Annotated in this window: 14 protein-coding genes and 1 tRNA gene; 9 read left to right on the plus strand and 6 right to left on the minus strand. The window is 38.5% G+C overall.

Going from position 1 to position 20,100, the window contains the following annotated elements; all coding sequences use genetic code 11:
• Positions 1–5 precede the first annotated feature (5 nt).
• Positions 6–440 carry a retropepsin-like aspartic protease gene (locus tag Q1K34_RS01710; protein ID WP_300433942.1) on the minus strand — a complete coding sequence of 145 codons (435 nt, stop codon included), beginning with the start codon at positions 438–440 and terminating at the stop codon, positions 6–8.
• Positions 441–547: 107 nt separating this feature from the next.
• On the opposite strand from Q1K34_RS01710, the gene Q1K34_RS01715 reads away from it, so the two are divergent.
• From Q1K34_RS01715 to leuS, 3 genes are all read left to right on the plus strand, one after another.
• Positions 548–2,113, plus strand: coding sequence for an NAD(P)/FAD-dependent oxidoreductase (locus Q1K34_RS01715; protein WP_300433943.1), 1,566 nt, complete (start codon positions 548–550; stop codon positions 2,111–2,113).
• Positions 2,114–2,193: 80 nt separating this feature from the next.
• A complete protein-coding gene (locus tag Q1K34_RS01720; protein WP_300433944.1) occupies positions 2,194–3,123 on the plus strand; it encodes a 2-dehydropantoate 2-reductase in 930 nt (309 codons plus the stop codon).
• Positions 3,124–3,296: 173 nt separating this feature from the next.
• Positions 3,297–6,614, plus strand: a complete 3,318-nt coding sequence (gene leuS, locus Q1K34_RS01725) for a leucine--tRNA ligase (RefSeq protein ID WP_300433945.1) — start codon at positions 3,297–3,299, stop codon at positions 6,612–6,614.
• A gap of 123 nt (positions 6,615–6,737) precedes the next feature.
• On the opposite strand, the gene rimM is transcribed toward leuS, so the two are convergent.
• Both rimM and Q1K34_RS01735 read right to left on the minus strand, forming a co-directional pair.
• Positions 6,738–7,265, minus strand: coding sequence for a ribosome maturation factor RimM (gene rimM / locus Q1K34_RS01730; RefSeq protein ID WP_300433946.1), 528 nt, complete (start codon positions 7,263–7,265; stop codon positions 6,738–6,740).
• A 14-nt stretch (positions 7,266–7,279) separates the two neighbouring features.
• Positions 7,280–7,864, minus strand: a complete 585-nt coding sequence (locus Q1K34_RS01735; RefSeq protein ID WP_300433947.1) for a 30S ribosomal protein S16 — start codon at positions 7,862–7,864, stop codon at positions 7,280–7,282.
• Between the two features lie 267 nt (positions 7,865–8,131).
• On the opposite strand from Q1K34_RS01735, the gene Q1K34_RS01740 reads away from it, so the two are divergent.
• The 6 genes from Q1K34_RS01740 (at position 8,132) to Q1K34_RS01765 (ending at position 16,409) form a co-directional block, all read left to right on the plus strand.
• Positions 8,132–8,578, plus strand: coding sequence for a PA2169 family four-helix-bundle protein (locus Q1K34_RS01740; RefSeq protein ID WP_300433948.1), 447 nt, complete (start codon positions 8,132–8,134; stop codon positions 8,576–8,578).
• A 253-nt stretch (positions 8,579–8,831) separates the two neighbouring features.
• Entirely contained in the window at positions 8,832–13,217 is a 4,386-nt protein-coding gene (gene dnaE / locus Q1K34_RS01745; RefSeq protein WP_300433949.1) for a DNA polymerase III subunit alpha, read from the plus strand.
• 242 nt (positions 13,218–13,459) lie between these two features.
• Positions 13,460–13,777 carry a thioredoxin gene (gene trxA, locus Q1K34_RS01750; RefSeq protein ID WP_300433950.1) on the plus strand — a complete coding sequence of 106 codons (318 nt, stop codon included), beginning with the start codon at positions 13,460–13,462 and terminating at the stop codon, positions 13,775–13,777.
• 81 nt (positions 13,778–13,858) lie between these two features.
• On the plus strand, positions 13,859–14,788 hold the full coding sequence (locus tag Q1K34_RS01755) for a DUF58 domain-containing protein (protein ID WP_300433951.1): 930 nt from the start codon (positions 13,859–13,861) through the stop codon (positions 14,786–14,788).
• 86 nt (positions 14,789–14,874) lie between these two features.
• Positions 14,875–14,948: transfer RNA gene (locus Q1K34_RS01760), tRNA-Asp, on the plus strand.
• A 243-nt stretch (positions 14,949–15,191) separates the two neighbouring features.
• A complete protein-coding gene (locus Q1K34_RS01765) occupies positions 15,192–16,409 on the plus strand; it encodes a site-specific integrase (protein ID WP_300433952.1) in 1,218 nt (405 codons plus the stop codon).
• Here the strand turns inward: Q1K34_RS01765 and Q1K34_RS01770 are convergent.
• Genes Q1K34_RS01770 through Q1K34_RS01780 form a run of 3 tightly spaced genes read right to left on the minus strand, consistent with a single transcriptional unit; the run spans position 16,399 to position 20,098 of the window.
• The gene (locus Q1K34_RS01770; RefSeq protein WP_300433953.1) at positions 16,399–16,656 is read right to left on the minus strand and encodes a phospholipase D-like domain-containing protein; all 258 of its coding nucleotides are present in this window, start codon (positions 16,654–16,656) and stop codon (positions 16,399–16,401) included. The genes Q1K34_RS01765 and Q1K34_RS01770 overlap by 11 nt on opposite strands.
• Before the next feature lie 5 nt (positions 16,657–16,661).
• Positions 16,662–18,785 carry a DEAD/DEAH box helicase gene (locus Q1K34_RS01775; RefSeq protein ID WP_300433954.1) on the minus strand — a complete coding sequence of 708 codons (2,124 nt, stop codon included), beginning with the start codon at positions 18,783–18,785 and terminating at the stop codon, positions 16,662–16,664.
• Positions 18,785–20,098 carry an ATP-binding protein gene (locus Q1K34_RS01780; RefSeq protein WP_300433955.1) on the minus strand — a complete coding sequence of 438 codons (1,314 nt, stop codon included), beginning with the start codon at positions 20,096–20,098 and terminating at the stop codon, positions 18,785–18,787. The genes Q1K34_RS01775 and Q1K34_RS01780 overlap by 1 nt, the downstream gene beginning before the upstream one ends.
• Between the last annotated feature and the right edge of the window lie 2 nt (positions 20,099–20,100).

Raw genomic sequence — 20,100 nt, forward strand, 5'->3', positions numbered from 1 at the left:
AGTTGCTATTTTAAATAAAGCGCCTTGTTTTTGTAGTCTATCACAGCCTTTCCTTTTTTGAGGATATCTGCACCAATGATACCATGCACTTTTTCTGCTTTATGGTTAATAAGTGCTTCATTTACATGTTTTAGGTCAAATAATACCAGATCTATCTTTTTCTTGTTCCAGGTAAAGATATCAATCCGATTCTTCTGAGAGATTTGAGTAAGCATATTAGTTGCTCCAGCTCCTGCAGCCTTAACATCACTATCTTCTGAAAGTAAATCGAAATGTTCTACCGCATCGATTCCTACACAGGTGCTGGAAGCTCCGGTGTCTAAAATAAAATTCCCTTCAATATCATTGATTTTCGCAACTATTTCCAGATGATTCGTTTTGGTAAACTTCATCTTAATACGATGATATCCTTTCTCTTCTAATAGCTTCTTTAAAGACATGTTTTTTTTACAAATATATAATTATAGGGATAGCTAAAGGGGAAAGGTTTTTCCAAAGTTATTTTCATCTAAAGAATTAGAAAAAATACATGGTATCTTTGAAGCCTATGAGCACATTGGTACAAATCACAGCCTTGCCACAGGAATTAGAGGACCGTCACCTTTTGTTGAATAGAGTGGTGAAGAAATCCAAAATTCGTAAGGATGATATTAAAGATTGGCGCATAAGGAAACGTTCTATAGATGCTCGAAATAAACCTGTGAGATTCACCCTGCAAATAGAAGTATGGAATCATGGTGAAGAAAAAAAGCCTCTTACACCGTTTATATTGCAGGATGTTTCCAAAGGCAGGAAAATTGCTATAATTGGTGCGGGTCCGGCAGGTTTATATGCAGCTCTTCGTGCTGTTGAAGCCGGTATAAAACCGGTGGTTTTTGAACGTGGTAAAGATGTTAGGTCCAGAAGATTTGACCTTGCAAAAATCAATAAAGATCATATTGTAAATCCTGAATCTAATTATTGTTTTGGCGAAGGTGGTGCAGGAACCTATTCTGATGGGAAATTATATACACGTTCCAAAAAAAGGGGAAATGTTTTAAAAGCCCTGGAATGGTTTGTGAATTTTGGTGCCGATCCCGACATACTTGTAGATGCTCATCCGCATATTGGCACGAATAAACTACCAAAGATTATCACCGCCATGCGGGAAGCGGTTATTGAGGCTGGCGGGGAAGTACATTTTAATTCTAAGCTCACCGATCTTAAACTGAACGGAGATCGCATGGAGGCGATTGAGATCAATGCTGAAAAATGGTTTTCTTTTGAGGATTTGATTCTGGCAACGGGACATTCTGCCAGGGATATTTTCTATCTCCTGCATTATAAAAACATTAAAATCGAAGCCAAGCCATTTGCTTTAGGTGTTCGTATTGAGCACCAACAAAAATTGATAGATCAGATACAGTATCATGGTGAGAATGATAATCCCTATTTGCCACCGGCTTCTTATAGCCTGGTAGAGCAGGTGGATGGCATGGGTGTGTATTCGTTTTGTATGTGTCCCGGAGGGATAATCGCTCCCTGTGCTACAGAGCAGCAGGAAGTGGTGACTAATGGCTGGAGCCCGAGTAAGCGCAATAATCCGTATTCAAACTCCGGGATCGTGGTTAGTATAGCACCGTCAGATCTTCCAGCGTTTAAACCGGAAGATCCTTTTGTTTGTCTTGATTTTCAGAAACTGGTGGAAAAAAATTGCTGGGAGGCAGCGGGAAAGACACAACAGGTACCCGCGCAACGAATGAAAGATTTTGTGGAAGGAAAGCTTTCAAAAGATTTTCCGAAAACATCCTATCAACCCGGAATTGTGAGTGTAGATTTAAATAAAGTACTTCCAGATCTTATAGCGCGACGGTTGCGGAAAGCTTTTGTGCAATTCGGAAGAAAGCTGAAAGGATATTACACGAACGATGCGGTTTTACATGCGCCTGAAAGCAGGACTTCCTCCCCGGTTTTAATCCCGCGTGATTCCGATTCACTTGAACATGTAGAGGTAAAAGGACTTTATCCCTGTGGAGAAGGTGCCGGTTATGCCGGCGGGATCATTTCCGCAGCGATAGACGGAATTAATTGTGTGGATGCAATTGCGAAAAAATATCAAAATATTCAGGACTAAAAAATATTTCTAAAAGGAGTTCATTTCTAACAAAATCGAGGGATCACTTTAAGTTTCCTAAATTTGAAAAAAAGTAAACAATGGAAATACTTGTTTATGGAATCGGAGGTGTAGGGGGTTATTTTGGCGGAAACCTGGCCAATGCAGGATTCAATGTAAGTATGATAGCCAGGGGGCAGCATTTAAAGCAGATCCAAAAACACGGACTTAAAGTTGATAGCATTAAAGGTGATTTTAAGGTAATACCTAAAGTTGCGACTTCAGAAGTTTCTGAAGTTCCAAAACCAGATCTTATTATTCTCGGAATTAAATCCTGGCAGATTCCATCTGTCGCTGCTGAAATAAAACCGATAATGGGAGAAAATACAGTTGTGCTTCCATTGCAAAATGGCGCTGATAATTACGAGAAATTAATAGAAATATTACCAAAGGAAAATGTGCTCGCGGGTCTTTGTTTCATTGTAAGTTTTATAGAAAAACCAGGTAAAATAAAACATGCGGCTTATGAACCAAAGATCATGTTTGGGGAAGTTGATAATTCAAAGTCAGATCGAGTAATGAAAATTCATGATATTCTTAATGAGGCGGGAATTGAAAATAATATTCCGGATAATATTCAGCTGGAGATTTGGAAAAAGTTCCTCTTTATTTGTACCATTAGTGGTATTGGCGGTCTCACTCGTGTACCCATAAATAAGATCAGGGAAAGTGAATTCCTTTACGAAATGATGAGAAAATCGGCTAAGGAGATTATTGAAGTGGGCAAGGCAAAAGGTGTTCCGTTTACCAATGAACATTTAGAAATGGTATTCGAGATCATTAATGGGCAACCCGAAGGAACTACCGCTTCCACACAAAGGGATATCATGAATGGCAAAGCTTCAGAATTGGGAAATTTCAATGGATTTATCGTTAAGGAAGGAGAAAAGTTAGGTATTGAAACTCCAGTGAACAGGTATATCCATGAGTGCCTGAAACCTATGGAAGCCGCCGCCCGAAAATCAAAGTAATAGAACTTCCAATCCTTCCCTATAAGTCTTTTAAAATTGTATTTTTGCAGGCAATTAGTGATTAACGTCACTGCGAAGGAGGGAAACTACTGAAGTAGCCTCAGGGAATAAAGAGATTGCGTCGCTACGCTCGCAATGACTCCTATGATAATTGGATAATAGTAAGACAGAAAATGAGTTACCACTTTAATAAGATCGAAAAAAAATGGCAGAAATACTGGGCAGAAAACCAGACATTCAAGGCACAAAACCCTCCGCTTTCGGGGGAGATGGAGGGGGCTCCGAAATATTACGTGTTGGACATGTTTCCTTATCCTTCGGGGGCGGGCCTACATGTTGGGCATCCGTTAGGTTATATCGCCAGTGATATCTATGCAAGGTTTAAACGTCACAAAGGTTTTAACGTGTTGCATCCCCAGGGTTATGATAGTTTCGGACTTCCGGCGGAGCAATACGCCATTCAAACCGGTCAGCATCCTGCGGTAACTACTGAAAATAATATCGCCCGTTATCGGGAGCAGTTAGATAAGATCGGTTTTTCGTTTGACTGGAGTCGGGAAGTGAGAACTAGCGAGCCGGATTATTATAAGTGGACGCAATGGATCTTTATTCAGCTTTTTGAAAGCTGGTATGATAGAGAAACGGAGAAGTCCCGCCCGATATCCGAACTTGAAGCTGTTTTTTCTTCGGAAGGTAACTCGAGGATAAATGCTGCATGTGATGATGATGTGGAGCAATTTTCAGCTGAAGAATGGAATAAATACTCTCAGGACGAGAAAGAGCAGATCCTGTTAAAATACCGTTTGACATACCTCGCGGAAGCTGAAGTCAACTGGTGTCCACAACTTGGAACTGTTTTAGCGAACGATGAGATCGTAAATGGTGTTTCGGAACGTGGAGGATATCCTGTTGTAAGAAAGAAAATGACGCAATGGAGCATGCGAATTTCTGCGTTTGCCGAAAGACTGCTTCAGGATCTAAATAAAATCGACTGGACAGAAAGTTTAAAGGAGAGTCAGCGAAACTGGATAGGGAAATCTGTAGGAGCGATGGTTGAATTCCCCATCCTATCCTTCCCCGAGGGGGAAGAGAAAACAGAACCGGGATATATGACTGGTGGTAATAATTCTCATTTACTACTTGAAAAAGCCAGGGAAAACAGGAATAATCCCACTGATGCTGAAAAGTTGTTATGGAATAATTTAAGAAATAGGAACTTAGGTTATAAATTTCGGCAGCAACATTTAATTGATCATTTTATTGTTGATTTCGTGTGTCTCTCCAAAAGATTGGTTGTTGAAGTTGATGGAACTATTCATGATTCCCAGGTTCAGGAAGATAGGGAGCGGACACAAATAATTGAGCGCAAAGGATTCAAGGTTATTAGGTTTAGAGATGAAGAGGTTATTGGGGATATTGAGGCGGTTCTGGAGAAAATAAAAATAAATCTTTCTAAACAACCTACTGCCACTCAAAATTCACATGAAACTCCCCCTTCGGTGGCCGGGGGGATTAAGGTTTTCACCACCCGTCCAGATACCATTTTTGGGGTTACTTTTCTAACGCTTGCCCCGGAGCATGACCTGGTGAAAGAAATAACAACTGCCGGGCAACGTGAAGAGGTCGAGGCTTATATACAAGCCAGTGCAAAACGAAGTGAACGTGAGCGTATGGCTGATGTTAAAACCATTAGTGGCGTATTTACCGGTGCTTATGCCGAACATCCTTTCACTAAGGAACCAGTGCCAATCTGGATTGGGGATTATGTACTTGCAGGTTACGGAACCGGAGCGGTAATGGCTGTTCCATGTGGTGACCAGCGGGATCATGATTTCGCAAGACATTTCGATTTGCCAATTACTAATATTTTTGAAAATGTAGATGTTTCTCAGGAAGCCTATGCGGGTAAAGAAGGCACGGTAATCGCAAATTCAGATTTCCTTAGCGGACTAGAATATAAAGAAGCACTGAATAAAGTGATCCTGGAACTTGAAAAAACCGGCCAGGGTTATGGAAAGACTAATTACAGGCTTAGAGATGCGGTGTTTAGCCGACAAAGATATTGGGGGGAGCCCTTCCCGGTATATTACGTGAATGGTCTGCCTAAAACGATAGACCTTGAGCATCTCCCTTTAAGATTGCCTGAAGTGGAGAAATATCTTCCAACTGAAACCGGGGAGCCGCCATTAGGTAATGCTACCGATTGGGCCTGGGATACCCAGAAAAATGAAGTAGTTTCAAATGATAAGATTGACGATAAAACGGTCTTCCCATTAGAGCTGAATACCATGCCGGGGTGGGCAGGAAGCAGCTGGTACCTTTTCAGGTATATGGATGCCGGGAACCCTGACCGCTTTGTTTCCGAAGAAGCCCAGAAATACTGGGAAAATGTAGATTTGTATATTGGCGGAAGCGAGCATGCCACGGGGCACCTTTTATATTCCCGTTTCTGGACTAAATTTTTACATGACCGCGGGTGGTTGACTGTCGAAGAGCCCTTCAAAAAGCTGATCAACCAGGGGATGATCCTTGGGACCAGTGCTTTTGTGTACCGACTGGAAGGAGAAAATGTGTTTGTTTCCAAAAATCAGATCAAAGGAAATAGCGTTCAGCCAATACATGCTGATGTTTCTTTAATTAATTCATCAAATGAACTGGATATCGATGGCTTTAAAAAATGGCGACCAGAATTTGCCGATGCCAAATTTGTTTTAGATAATGGAGAAGTTTACGATGCCAACTCCTCTCCTTCGGGGAGGCCGGATGGGGCTTACATTGTTGGTAGGGAAGTGGAGAAAATGTCTAAATCCAAATATAACGTGGTAAATCCTGATGAGATCTGCCATGATTATGGAGCAGATACTTTAAGAATGTATGAAATGTTCCTGGGGCCGCTGGAGCAGGCGAAACCCTGGAATACTGCGGGAATCACCGGAGTGCATAATTTCCTAAAAAAGTTTTGGAAATTATATCATTCCGGCCCGGAAGGCTCGTTTTATGTTGAAGATTCCCAGGCTTCGGAGAGGATAGAAGGGGGGCTTAAAACCTTGCATAAAACCATCAAAAAGGTGACCGAGGATATTGAGAATTTCAGCTTTAATACTTCTGTGTCCACTTTTATGATCTGCGTAAATGAGTTAACCGCGCAGAAATGTAATAGCAGAGAGGTTCTTGAACCGCTTGTGATCTTAATTGCGCCTTACGCTCCTCACATAGCGGAAGAACTATGGGAGAGATTAGGCCATTCGGAATCTATTACTACCGCAAAATATCCAGAATTTGAGGAAAAATATCTGGTGGAAAGTGTAAAGAATTATCCTGTTTCTTTTAATGGGAAGATGAGGTTTACGATGGAGCTGCCGTTAGATATGAGTAAAGATGAAATAGAGAAGACTGTCCTGGCAGATGAGCGGACGCAAAAACAACTGGATGGACGTACTCCTAAAAAAGTAATCGTAGTGCCTGGAAAAATTGTGAATATTGTAGGCTAAGCTTATATAACAAATAAATATCCAAAAGCCACTTTCGAAAGGGAGTGGTTTTTTTATTGATTATCGTCATGCTGAACTCATTTCAGCATCTCTTGTAGATAAAATTGAGATGAGGAGAGGTAGCTAATCCAAATAAAGGTCAATCAAGCCTTCAGGAGTGATTACTTTGATCTCTTTATTTTTTTTGTCTACTTTTTCAATGAATTCGTCATTCATGGGAATCAGTATCTGCTTTCCGTCTTTTTCAATTTCGAATAAAGCCTGGGCAGTAGAATCATTGATGGAAACTAATTTCCCAATATTGCCATGTTCCGTATCGATCACATCAAAACCAATGATCTCGTGGAAATAGAATTTATCCTCAGACAGTTCGGGAAGCATGGTCAAAGGCAGGTATACTTCAGCGCCAATCATATCTTCTGCATCTTCTTCTGTATCGATATCTTCAAATTTAGCACGTAATAAGGTGCTTTTATGCAGATAGGATCTTTCAATAAAAAATGGAACCAGGTTTTCGTTGTATTCAACAAAAACTGATTCCATTTCTGTGTAAGTTTCAGGTTCATCGGTGTCCAGTTTAATGAGCACCTCTCCCTTAAAGCTAAATTTCCCTACGATTCTTCCCAGGTAGAAGCATTCTTCCTTAGTCATCGTGGGTAGGTGTTTTAAGCGTCTTTTTTCTCTTCAGTAGAAGCTTCGTCTGCAGTTGCAGCACCAACTTCTTCTTCAGCGTTTTCTACAGTAGCCTCATCTGTAGCTTCAGCCGTTCTTTCGGCTTCAGCGGCGGCAGCAGCTTCTTCAGCTTCTTTGAATTCCGCTTCACGCTTAGCGTTTGCTTCTTTCTCTGCTTCTAATGCTTTTGTTTTTTCAGCTTCCTGAGCTTTGCTCAAAGATTCTTTTTTAGCTCCGATCTTTCCTTCTTTTTCTTCTAACCATGCTTGGAATTTCTCTTCAGCCTGCTCTTCAGTTAAAGCTCCTTTTTGCACACCTACTGCAAGGTGTTTCTTAAGAAGGGCTCCTTTGTAAGAAAGGATAGCACGAGCGGTATCTGTTGGTTGGGCACCATTTTGTAACCACTTAACAGCTCCGTCTACATCAAGTTCGATAGTAGCAGGATTCGTGTTAGGGTTGTAGATTCCCAATTTGTCCAAAAATTTACCGTCTCTTTTAGCGCGGGTATCCGCAGCTACGATCCAGAAAAAAGGTTTTCCTTTTTTACCGTGTCTTTGTAGTCTTATTTTTACTGGCATAAAAATTAAATTTTGGGGTTCTCGACCCCGATTATTAATAAGTGTGCAAAGATACTACATTTTTCTAATATCCAAGCTTTTCGGTAGTTATTTTCAACTAGGTTGTCCGTTCCAAATCCTCTCGATGAAAACTTAATTAGGAATCTTTTTAGTTAAAAATCGACCTTGCTGTTAAAAGAGGTTAATTAGTGCTAAACCCTGTTAAATAGGTTGTTGAGACGATTTTAGGAGCTTATATTTACTCGAACAAAAAATAAAAATTAAGCTATGAGTTATTCAAATGAAATTTCCAAAAAACTAAATGAGTTACTGGAAAAAAATTATGACGCTGAAAAAGGATATAAACTAGCAGCAGAAAAAGTTAAGGATGAAAGATTAAAAAACTTTTTCTCTCAACGCGCACAGGAACGATATGATTTTGGACACGAACTGAAGTCGGAAATCAAAAATTTTGGGGAAACCCCAAATAAGGGATCCAGCCTTGCGGGAGATGCCCATAGATCCTGGATGAATTTAAAAGCCAGTCTTTCCAGTGATAAAGATGAATCGATCCTTGAGGAAACGATTCGTGGAGAAAAAGCTGCTGTAGAAGAATATGAAGATATCTTGAAGGAATCTGAAATTCCTGCTTCTACAGGAAATATACTTATGAAACAGAAAAACGCCATAGTAGCATCTTTAAACGAAGTGAAAACTCTTGAAAAACAAGCCTAGAACGAGATTCTTACTAAGAATCGCAATTTATAAAATTGATGCGAGCAATGTTTGATTGAAGTAGTAGTTTTTAGTGTTCGTATCAGGCCTCACAAATTATCTGAATTTTCAGGTTTTTGTGAGGCTTTTTTTGTGGTTGATAATTCCTGAAAACTAAGTTTTCTTTCAGCTGAAAAGTTCCTTATTTTAGCCCAGATGATTCAATCTGCTGAATCCTATAATTTTCTTCTGAAAAGGCATAAAATACTACTGAATGTACCTCATTTTTGATACCGAAACTACCGGACTTCCCAAGCGCTGGGATGCACCATTAACCGATTCTGATAACTGGCCGCGATGTATACAGATCGCCTGGCAGGTGCATGATGAAATGGGGAATCTTGTTGAAAATCAGGATTATTTAATTCAGCCTGAAGGTTTTGATATTCCATATGATTCTGAGCGTATCCACGGGATCTCTACAGATCTTGCGAAAGAGCAGGGAATTCCCCTTGAAGAGGTGTTGGAAAAGTTCAATGCAGCCCTTCGGAAATCAAAATTTGTGGTAGGACAAAATGTGGGGTTTGATCTTAACATTATGGGTGCCGAATTCTTCAGGAGAAATTTTGAAAATTCACTTCAGGAAATGCCGGTGTTGGATACCTGTACTGAAAGAACGGCAGAGCTGTGTAAAATTCCCGGTGGTCGTGGTGGGAAATTCAAATTACCCACACTTACTGAGTTACATGAATTTTTATTTGATGAGGCATTTGCAGAAGCGCATAATGCTACTGCCGATGTGGAAGCAACAACACGTTGCTTTCTTGAATTAATCAGGCAAAGAATTTATACTATCGAGGAGCTGGATGTTCCTTCAGATTATTTCGAAAACTTTTCAGAAGAAAATCCACAGAGGATTGAGCTGATCGGGCTGAAGCATGTAAATCTAAAAAAAGCTTCAGATAAGATCAGGGAAAGGCTGGAAAAACAGCAGCCTTCAGATGATATCTCCAATGAAGAGATCCAGGAAAACCTGGAGAAACTTGATGAGATTCCATTCGCACATTTGCATAACCACTCCCAATTTTCCGTGTTACAGTCCACTATAAGTATTCCAGATCTGGTTGCTGCAGCGGCTGAAGAGGATATGAATGCCGTGGCTCTTACAGATCATGCGAACATGATGGGGGCTTTTCATTTTGTAAAAGAAGTGGGTGCCTATAATAAGAATATCAAAGAGTATAATGCAACTGCGGAAGAAAATGGAGAAGACCTAAAAAAGCCATTAAAGGGAATTGTTGGATGTGAATTCTTCGTCTGTGAAAATCATACAGATAAGACCAGGAAAGATAATGGGTATCAGGTGGTAATGCTGGCCAAGAACAAAAAAGGATATCATAATCTGGCTAAAATGTCCTCTAAAGCCTATACCGACGGGTTCTATTATGTGCCGCGTATAGATAAAGAGGTTATTAAACAATATAAAGAGGATGTGATCGTCCTTACCGGAAACCTTTATGGAGAGGTTCCCAGTAAGATTTTAAATGTAGGAGAAAAGCAAGCTGAAGAAGCGTTGCTTTGGTGGAAAACTGAATTTGGTGACGATCTGTATATCGAATTAATGCGTCATGATCAGGAAGATGAAAACCGGGTAAATCCTGTGCTGGTTGAATTTTCCAAAAAGCATGACGTGAAATTGATCGCGACCAATAATACTTATTATTGGAAACAGGAAGATGCTAATGCTCACGATATTTTACTCTGTGTAAAGGACGGTGAGAAGCAGGCAACTCCTATTGGCCGTGGCCGTGGTTACAGGTACGGATTACCAAATGAAGAATATTACTTCAAATCTGGAAGCGAGATGAAAAAGCTGTTTAAGGATTTACCCGAGGCTATTAGTAATATTCAGGAGATCGTAGATAAGATAGAACCTTTTGAACTCGCCAGAGATGTACTACTTCCGGCTTTTGAGATTCCGGAAGAATTCCAGAGCGAAGAAGATCTTGTTGATGGAGGTAAAAGAGGAGAAAATGCCTATTTAAAGCATATCACTTTTGAAGGTGCTAAAAAACGATATCCAGAGATCACCCCGGAAATAGAAGACCGATTAAATTTCGAATTATCGGTAATTGAAAATACGGGATATCCCGGTTACTTCCTTATTGTGGAAGATTTCATTCGGGCGGCCAGGGAGATGGGCGTTTCGGTGGGGCCGGGACGTGGATCGGCTGCGGGATCTGTGGTGGCCTATTGCCTCTGGATTACCAATATCGATCCTATTAAATACGATCTGCTTTTTGAGAGATTCTTAAATCCGGATCGTGTAAGTATGCCCGATATTGATATCGATTTTGATGATGAAGGTAGAAGCCGGGTAATGGACTATGTGATCGAGAAATATGGAGCGAATCAGGTGGCGCAGATCATTACCTATGGTACTATGGCTGCAAAATCTTCAATTCGAGATACGGCGCGAGTTCTGGATCTTCCTTTGATGGATTCTGATAGGATTGCGAAGCTTATTCCCAATACGAAGCTTGGAAAGCTATTCGCTATGGATGATAAGACGATCAAGTCTAAATTTCGAGGGGATGAAATTGAGAAGATAAACGAACTATTTAATATTTCTGAAGGAGACGACCTGGAGGCACAAACGGTGAACCAGGCTCGAATTCTAGAAGGTTCAGTTAGAAATACTGGTATTCACGCTTGTGGGGTAATCATTACTCCGGGAGATATTACCAATTATGTACCCGTCTCGGTGGCAAAAGATTCCGATCTGTATGTTACCCAGTTTGATAACTCGGTCGTAGAAAGTGCGGGTCTGCTAAAAATGGATTTCCTGGGTTTAAAAACTTTAACCTTAATTAAAGATACGGTGAAGATCGTCAAAGGAAGACATGATATAGATCTGGATCCGGATAGTTTTCCGCTTGACGATGAGGAAACTTATAAACTTTTCCAACGTGGAGAGACCATCGGGATTTTCCAGTATGAATCTCCGGGGATGCAAAAACACATGCAGTCACTAAAACCAACGGTTTTTGATGACCTTATTGCGATGAACGCTTTATATCGTCCTGGTCCAATGGAATATATTCCAAGTTTCATTGCCCGTAAACATGGAGATGAGGAGATCGCTTATGACCTTCCCGAAATGGAAGAATATCTGGAAGAAACCTATGGGATTACAGTTTACCAGGAGCAGGTGATGCTTTTATCGCAAAAGTTAGCTGGTTTTTCCAAAGGTGAAGCCGATATGCTTCGTAAGGCTATGGGTAAAAAGATCGCCTCCTTACTGGCAGAATTAAAACCAAAATTTATTGGTGGAGGAAAAGAAAAAGGTCACCCGGAAGATATTCTTGAAAAAATCTGGAAAGATTGGGAGGCTTTTGCTTCATACGCCTTTAATAAGTCCCACTCTACCTGTTATGCGTGGATCGCGTACCAGACTGCTTATTTAAAAGCGCATTATCCTGCGGAATATATGGCGGCGGTTCTTTCCAATAATATGAATGACATTAAACAGGTGACCTTCTTCATGGAGGAATGTAAGCGTATGAAGCTGAATGTTCTTGGGCCCGATGTTAATGAATCTTACTATAAATTCTCTGTAAATAAGGATAATGCCGTTCGTTTTGGAATGGGAGCCATAAAAGGAGTTGGCTCGGGAGCTGTAAAAACCATTGTTGAGAACAGAAAAACAAAAGAAGGTGCGTATCGATCAATTTTCGATATGGCTAAAAGGATAGATCTTAGGGCGGCTAATAAAAAAGCTTTTGAAAATCTTGCTTTGGCAGGAGGCTTTGATGGATTTGGGAGCACTCATCGCGCCCAGTATTTCCATGATGATGGTAGTGGAATGGTTTTTCTTGAAAAAGTGGTGAAATATGCTCAAAAATTTCAGGAGAATCAAAATTCTTCTCAGGTGAGCCTGTTTGGGGAAGCCAGTGATGTGCAAATTCCGGAACCTGAAGTGCCGCCCTGTGAAGAATGGGGTACCATGGAAAAACTTCGCCGTGAAAAAGAAGTGGTGGGGATATATATTTCCGGACACCCTTTGGATGATTTCAAGATCGAGATGAACTATTTCTGTAACGGGAAACTTTCAGATTGTAGAAATTTGGAAGCTATTGTGAATAGGGAGCTTACCATGGGTTGTGTAGTGGTGGATGTACAGCATAGAACTTCTAAAAACGGAAAAGGCTGGGCGATCTTTACCGTAGAAGATTATGACGAATCTTACGAGTTCAAGATCTTTGGGGAAGAATATTTGAGGATGAAGCATTTCTTTGTTCCGAATAATTTTATTCACATGAAAATATTTGTGAAGGAAGGCTGGACAAATAAGGATACTGGTAAAAAAGGAGAACCAAGGATTCAGTTTAGGGAGATTTGTCTTTTACATGATATTATGGATAAAAATGCCAAAAAACTCACCATCCAGTTGAATATCAATGATCTTAAGAACGAAAAGATCGAATGGCTAAAAGATACTTTTATGTCTCATAAGGGAGATTGCCATTTAAATTTTGTGGTTTATGAAATGGAGGAGCAGGTGAAATTGAGAATGCCGAGCAGGAAGCATAAGATCAAGATCTCACAGGAGTTGATTGAGATGCTGGAAAAGGAGCAGTTTATGTATAAACTTAACTGACCCCCTCCTAACCTCCCCCTTGGAGGGGGAGAAGTTAATAGTGGAGGTCTTGGGCCAGGGATTGAGGCGAGCTACCTTGTAGCGCCGAAAGCCCGGTCATGTGGAGCGGTAGCGAAACATGAGGCTCCCAAATAAAACTAAACAATAAACTCATAGGCAAATGCAATATTGGTGGTGTAAGGAATATTTATTTTATTGACTACTTTTACGAATCAAATTAAAAACATAAAAAAATACATATTATGGCTGTTGAAATAACTGACGCAAATTTTGAAGAACAGGTACTTAAAAGTGATAAACCTGTAATGGTAGATTTTTGGGCTGCATGGTGCGGACCTTGTAGGATGGTTGGACCTATCATCGATGAAATTAGTACTGAATATGAAGGAAAAGCCGTTGTTGGTAAACTTGATGTAGATGCCAACCAGGAATTTGCTGCAAAATACGGAGTTAGAAATATCCCGACGGTGCTGGTTTTTCAAAATGGAGAAGTAGTAGGCCGCCAGGTTGGTGTTGCTCCAAAACAAACCTATGCAGATGCAATTGACCAGTTATTGTAATAGCTGATTTTATATAATATGAAGCCTCGCTACTTGCGGGGCTTTTTTTATTCAGAAACTATAGGTAATTTAATGCCTGCTATGAATATTGAAAAGGAACTTCACGAATCAGGGGGATTTTTTAACCTAGACCTTTTGGCAAAACAGGTCGTGGAAGGTTATATTTCGGGAATCCATAAGAGTCCGTTTCATGGTTTTTCTGCGGAATTTGCTGAACATAAAATCTATAATAACGGCGAAAGTACCCGGCATATAGACTGGAAACTTTTTGCGAAGACTGATAAGCTTTATACGAGACGCTATGAAGAAGAGACCAATTTAAGATGTCATCTCATTATAGATAATTCGGCGTCGATGCATTTTCCATTGGTGAAGCAGCAAAATTTGGGTTCTTTGAATAAGATTGGATTTTCAGTATTAGCCTCAGCATGTTTAATGGAGATATTAAAACGACAAAGGGACGCAGTAGGCTTGAGTGTCTATAGTGATGAATTTGAGTTCTATGCCCCGGAGAGATCCAGTGAGCGGCACCATCATATGTTGTTGAATAGGCTGAATGGGATGCTTGAGAAATCTGTCCAAAAAAAGAGTACAGATACGTACACCTATTTACATCAGATCGCTGAAAAATTAAAGCGCAGATCTCTGATATTTCTTTTTACCGATATGTTTCAGGCAGATACGGATGAAGAAAAATTATTTAAAGCTTTGAGGCATTTAAAATATAATCGGCATGAAGTGATCCTTTTTCATGTAATTGATGAAAAAAGGGAGTTGGATTTTAATTTCGGGAATACTCCGCGGAGGTTTACCGATGTGGAAACGGGAGCTGAGGTAGACCTTTATTCTGATAATATTAGAGAAAACTATAAAAAAGCAGTAGAAAAATATCTGGCAGATCTGCAAATGCAGTGTGCAAAATATCGAATAAAATATATAGAGGCAGACATTAATAAAAGTTTTGACAATCTAATGACGGCTTACTTACTTGAAAAACAAAAGTTTGGATAAGGCCTGTTTTTTTAATTTTAAAAATTTCAAAAAAAGGTTTGGTGAATCTAAAAAGGGTAGTATATTTGCCCTCGCAATAACGCAACGGTCTGGTAGTTCAGTTGGTTAGAATACCTGCCTGTCACGCAGGGGGTCGCGAGTTCGAGTCTCGTCCAGACCGCTTTTAATATATTAAATTACAACTAAAAGCCTTTAAATCAATGATTTAGAGGCTTTTTCTTTTTATTTAATGTCATTTTATGGCAGTTAAATGCAAGTAATTGGTGCTCAATTCGGTGCATATTTTTTACGTAATATAATATGCACCTCGAGTCTCGTAATGAACTGTTAATAAAAGGTTTGCGAGTATAATTTAACACTTTGTTTTTATATCTTGAAGGTGTTAAAATATAAATATGCACCTATGAACAATTCTTTTTCTATACTTTTTTATCCAAAGAGAACTACTTCGGCTAAAAACAATACCGCGGTTCTGTACGTTCGTTTAACCTATAACGGGAAACGTGCAGATTTCACAACTTCTAGAAAAATTGCTCCAAATAAGTGGAATAAGCATGGGAGTATTGCCAAAGGTAATTCAGATGAATCAAAGGCTATTAATAGATATTTAGATTCCATTCGTTCCAAACTTTATGATATCCACGATAGGTTAATAAGGGATAATCAACCAATTTCAGCCAAAATTATTAAGGATATATATTTTGGGAAAGGGGATGAGCAGGAACGTATGCTAATGGAGATTTTTCAAGAGCATAACGATGGAATGAAAAAGTTAATAGGAAAGGGCTATAGCAAAGGCACTATGCAACGTTATAACGCCTGTAAAAAACATATTGAGGAATACCTTTTATTCGCTTATAAGAAAAAGGATATTCCTATTCAGCAGGTCGACCATAAATTTATCACCGGGTTAGATCATTACTTGAAATCACAAAAGAATTGCGCACATAATACAGCTTTGAAATACATTGTGAATTTTAAAAAAATTATTCGGATTGCTTACGCAAATCAATGGATAGACCGGGATCCATTCTTTCACTGGAAAGGCAGCTGGAAATCCTCGGAACGGGAATTTCTAACTGATTCTGAACTTCAGGAAATGGCCGAAAAAGAATTTGAGATTCCCCGCCTGGAATTGGTACGAGATATCTTTTTGTTTTGTTGTTATACTGGATTAGCCTTTGCTGATGTAAAAAAACTTTCAGAAGATGATATTGTCCTCGGGATTAATGGTAAGAAATGGATCAAAACTAAACGTCAAAAGACAAAATCTTTAAGTAGTATTCCTTTGCTGGATGTTCCAGCTTCAATAATTGAAAAGTATAAGGATAATCCTCAAGTGAGAACTAAGAATATAATCCTACCTGTTCTTACCAACCAAAAATCTAATGCCTATTTAAAGGAAATAGCTGACTTATGCGGCATAAAAAAGAATTTAACTACGCATTTAGCCCGCCATACATTCGCAACCACGGTAACGCTTTCAAAAGGAGTTCCAATTGAGTCGGTAGGGAAGATGCTCGGTCACAGATCTCTTAAAACCACTCAGATCTATGCTAAGGTCCTCGATGAGAAAGTGGGCAGGGATATGGAGGTTTTAGAAAGCCGGCTTAGTAATTAAGCTTTCTTTTAGATAAATAAAATATATCTACACCGACTGAATGAAGTGATTCATATAATCTCGCTTTATTTATCTTGTCATGATAAAGAATTATTTCTATTTTAATATTATTAGAAGCCTGTTTCTCTAACTCCTGAATTATTTTTTTGTCCGTAAACCAGGCTACTGCGATTTTTATATTCTTCTCTGACTCCTGTAATCTTTGAATTATTTCATTTCGAATATTAAAAAAAACTTCTTGAGACATTCTTTTTAATATTTGATAATTTTCATGTTATTTATAAAAGCAATTGCGGTCTTAAAATCAAAATATCTTTCTTTTACAATTTCTATTTTATAATTCATCGGGAGATAGATTCCCCACTTTGAGAAGCTTAATAGGGTATCATTTTCAATAAGTTTTTCTTCTAAATGAGAATCTAGGGCTTCGTAATTCTTTTTAATATCTGATATAGCTTTGGCAAAAGAGTCTGTACGTATTTCTATGGAGCTATTATTGTCATTCAAAATGACATCATATCCTGAAACGGCAAGTAGGAATGAAACGCTTCTGTTTATTTTGGTACCTGAAAAAGTATAAAGTATAATTTGATGTTCTTTTGTAATTAACGGTCGGTCGGCTTCGAAGTTTCTGATGTCAAAATTCTTGAATTCAAATCTCAATTCATTTAAAATATTCTTACATTCTTGATTTAGTTCCTTATAATCATCTTTTGATTTCAGAATTCTTAACATCTCTTTCCTGACTTCCTCATGTATTCCGCCAGTACCTCCAAAAAAGGATGGGGCCTTACCATCTTTTGCGGGGATAACTTCAATTATTCCTGCTTTATGGTCTATATCTTTTATTTTCCAAATTTTAGCTGCTAATAATAGGTTTTCGTTCACTTGAATTTGCGGAGAAAAAGGAATTTGTCCAACTTTTCTTCCCGAATGGATAACCTTAAAATCTGGGTCTGTGCTAAAAACACTATAAAAATCTCTTGAATTGACGATTTTTTCACCTGCAAGTCCTAGAATTAATTCTGTCCTAATCCTTTCAAGAAAATCTTCTTCAATAGAATAATGAAGAAGTGTCTCAATGTCCTCTGTAGAAATATGTTCGAAAACTGGATTTTCAGATAATTCATGGATTAAATCTTTAGTTTGAATTCCAGAATACTGTTTGACGATAGATAATAACTGGTGCAATAGTAGGTCATAGGGCTTAATAGCTGTATTTATTGGTTCCAAAAAATCTTTCTTGTAAAGATTCCAGCAGGCTAAGGATTGAAGAAGGCTCCACTTTTCTGTAGCATAAATACATACCACACTTTTTTCTCCTTCTTTACGACCACTACGACCAATTCTTTGAACTAAGGATGCTACTGAGTATGTTGAGTCAATTTGAATTATTTTATCGACAGTGCCAATGTCGATTCCTAATTCTAAAGTTGAAGTAGCCGAAATGCAGAAATTGTCTCTTTGATTATTCTTAGCAAAAAACTCTACGCTTTCTCTTATTTCTTTATCGACCGAGGAATGATGGGAGAAATAGTTTTTATGTCCATTTATTCTATCCGAAATTTTATGCAATTTAACGGCTACTTCTTCAGTTCTTGCTCGGCTATTTGGAAAAACTAATGCTTTGTTTTCCTTTGTTTCAATATATAAATCCTTTAATAGTTCAAGTGGTAATTCTTTTGATTCTGACTCATAGAATTTAAACTTTGCTATGGTTGGCTTCTTAGTCCTATCTAATAAAACCTTTGTGTTTTCAACATCACCAGTTAATTTTTTGGCATGGATATAATTTTCATCACCAATCGTCGCGGAGAGTCCAATTATTCTGAATTTTTTATTTGCCTTTCTTTGGATTCGGAAAAGTAATGACATCAATTGAAGTCCTCTGTCAACCCCTAAAAAGGAATGAATCTCATCAATTATCACAAACTTTAGATTACCAAAAAGATTTGTGATGTTATATGGAGCATTCACAAACATAGCCTCAATAGACTCTGGTGTAATTAAAACAATTCCATTTGGGTTTTTTATCAAATTTTTTTTCAGGGTCCTATTAGCTTCTCCATGCCATTTTGTGACATCTATTTCAAGGTTCTTGCATAAATCTTCAACTCTTCTTACCTGGTCGTTTATTAATGCGATTAAAGGAGAAATATATAAAACCTGCACACCCTTTTCATTGAAATTTGTTTTAGATAGAATGGGAAGAAAAGCCGCTTCGGTCTTTCCAGAGGCTGTTCTAGATGCTAAAATGTAATTATGGTCTGTTGATAGGATTTTCGATATTGAAGCTGCCTGAATTGGCCTGAGAGCTTCCCAGCCCTGCGACCGAATATATTTTCTTATTGGCTCGGATAAAAGTTTATATGACACTATAATTCTTCTATTGAATCAATACTAATTTCTTCTGGTCTTTCGTCTGAAATTTCTATTTGTAAAATAAGATCCTTCTTATCTGCAGAAGGGTTTTGCCTTAATATGTTCAGAATATTCAAGAAATCCCTGATGACTTCTCTAGGAGTTAGAAATTCATCAGCACCAGGTTTATTAAAAATCTCTTCCATATACAATTGAATATCCTCATCAGTAATTTCAATTTGGACATTGTAGTTGGAGTCAAATATTTCTTTCAGATTTTTCAGTAGAACGAATATTTCACTGTGGTTTAAAGGTTGTAATTTAATAACAGGCTGCGAATAGTCTCTAAACTTACTTGTTTCAAATTTGTTGGTTTCTAACCTTGTCTTTAAGGCATCATAGCTAAATAAACCTCTCCTTTCGTTTTCAAGGAATTCTTTGGTGCCTGCGAAATTTATGAATAGGTTGGAAACCTTTCCCTGGAAACAATCATTAAAAATGGTTAGTATTTTTTCATAATTCTTTGCTCGAGTAGGGGAGGTTGAGATTTTATAAAGATTAATAGCCTCATCAAGATTTATCATAAATCCACTGTATCCAATGCTAACAAAAAGCCGACAAAAATTTTTGAGCATATCATAATAATTCAGGTCGTTGATTATTTCTCGAACTCCTAAATCCTGACGTGCTTCGGTTTTTGTTGTGTATTCGCCTTTTAACCATTTAAGAGCACTTCTTTTCAAGTAGTCGTCACCCTCAATATATCCTTTGTAATATTTTAATACTACTACCCCAAAATCAAAACCACCCGTATCTGTAACCTCATTAACTGTTAACATTAAGGTCTGTTCAATTTCCTGATGATATTTTTCGTCTCTTATTTCTAGAATAGAAACACCATTTTTTTGAGCCGTAGATGAAATTTCTTGTTCTATCCATTTGTCTAATAAGGTAGGAAGAGCGCCTCCTTCTGGTTTTGACTGGATGGCAACGTTATCCATAATAGCTCTATATAAGGCTAGAGCTTTACCGTCATTAGAATATAATCGATTATCAGGGGTGAAATCTGCATTAGCTACTACGAATTTTTGTTTGGTAGCTACGGTATTTAAAAGATGGAGCATAAAAGATTTTCCTGAACCAAAATCTCCAATCCAGAATTTACACATACTATGCCCTTCCTTTACATCATCCAACGCAGAAGTGAATGCTTCAATTTCTGGTTTCCTACCAACAGTAATATGTTGCACACCAATTCTTGGAACTACCCCACCTGATAATGAGTTAATGATTGCTTTAGATTCTTTTGCTCGTAATTTTGCCGCCATAT

It is taken from the genome of Christiangramia sp. (assembly GCF_029937855.1).
In the GTDB taxonomy this organism is placed as follows: domain Bacteria; phylum Bacteroidota; class Bacteroidia; order Flavobacteriales; family Flavobacteriaceae; genus Christiangramia.

What these genes read in the sequence shown, in the direction of transcription:
- Q1K34_RS01710 (WP_300433942.1), bottom strand. Translation starts at nt 440, where the DNA reads ATGTCTTTAAAGAAGCTATTAGAAGAGAAAGGATATCATCGTATTAAG.
- Q1K34_RS01715 (WP_300433943.1), top strand. Translation starts at nt 548, where the DNA reads ATGAGCACATTGGTACAAATCACAGCCTTGCCACAGGAATTAGAGGAC.
- Q1K34_RS01720 (WP_300433944.1), top strand. Translation starts at nt 2,194, where the DNA reads ATGGAAATACTTGTTTATGGAATCGGAGGTGTAGGGGGTTATTTTGGC.
- leuS (WP_300433945.1), top strand. Translation starts at nt 3,297, where the DNA reads ATGAGTTACCACTTTAATAAGATCGAAAAAAAATGGCAGAAATACTGG.
- rimM (WP_300433946.1), bottom strand. Translation starts at nt 7,265, where the DNA reads ATGACTAAGGAAGAATGCTTCTACCTGGGAAGAATCGTAGGGAAATTT.
- Q1K34_RS01735 (WP_300433947.1), bottom strand. Translation starts at nt 7,864, where the DNA reads ATGCCAGTAAAAATAAGACTACAAAGACACGGTAAAAAAGGAAAACCT.
- Q1K34_RS01740 (WP_300433948.1), top strand. Translation starts at nt 8,132, where the DNA reads ATGAGTTATTCAAATGAAATTTCCAAAAAACTAAATGAGTTACTGGAA.
- dnaE (WP_300433949.1), top strand. Translation starts at nt 8,832, where the DNA reads ATGTACCTCATTTTTGATACCGAAACTACCGGACTTCCCAAGCGCTGG.
- trxA (WP_300433950.1), top strand. Translation starts at nt 13,460, where the DNA reads ATGGCTGTTGAAATAACTGACGCAAATTTTGAAGAACAGGTACTTAAA.
- Q1K34_RS01755 (WP_300433951.1), top strand. Translation starts at nt 13,859, where the DNA reads ATGAATATTGAAAAGGAACTTCACGAATCAGGGGGATTTTTTAACCTA.
- Q1K34_RS01765 (WP_300433952.1), top strand. Translation starts at nt 15,192, where the DNA reads ATGAACAATTCTTTTTCTATACTTTTTTATCCAAAGAGAACTACTTCG.
- Q1K34_RS01770 (WP_300433953.1), bottom strand. Translation starts at nt 16,656, where the DNA reads ATGTCTCAAGAAGTTTTTTTTAATATTCGAAATGAAATAATTCAAAGA.
- Q1K34_RS01780 (WP_300433955.1), bottom strand. Translation starts at nt 20,098, where the DNA reads ATGGCGGCAAAATTACGAGCAAAAGAATCTAAAGCAATCATTAACTCA.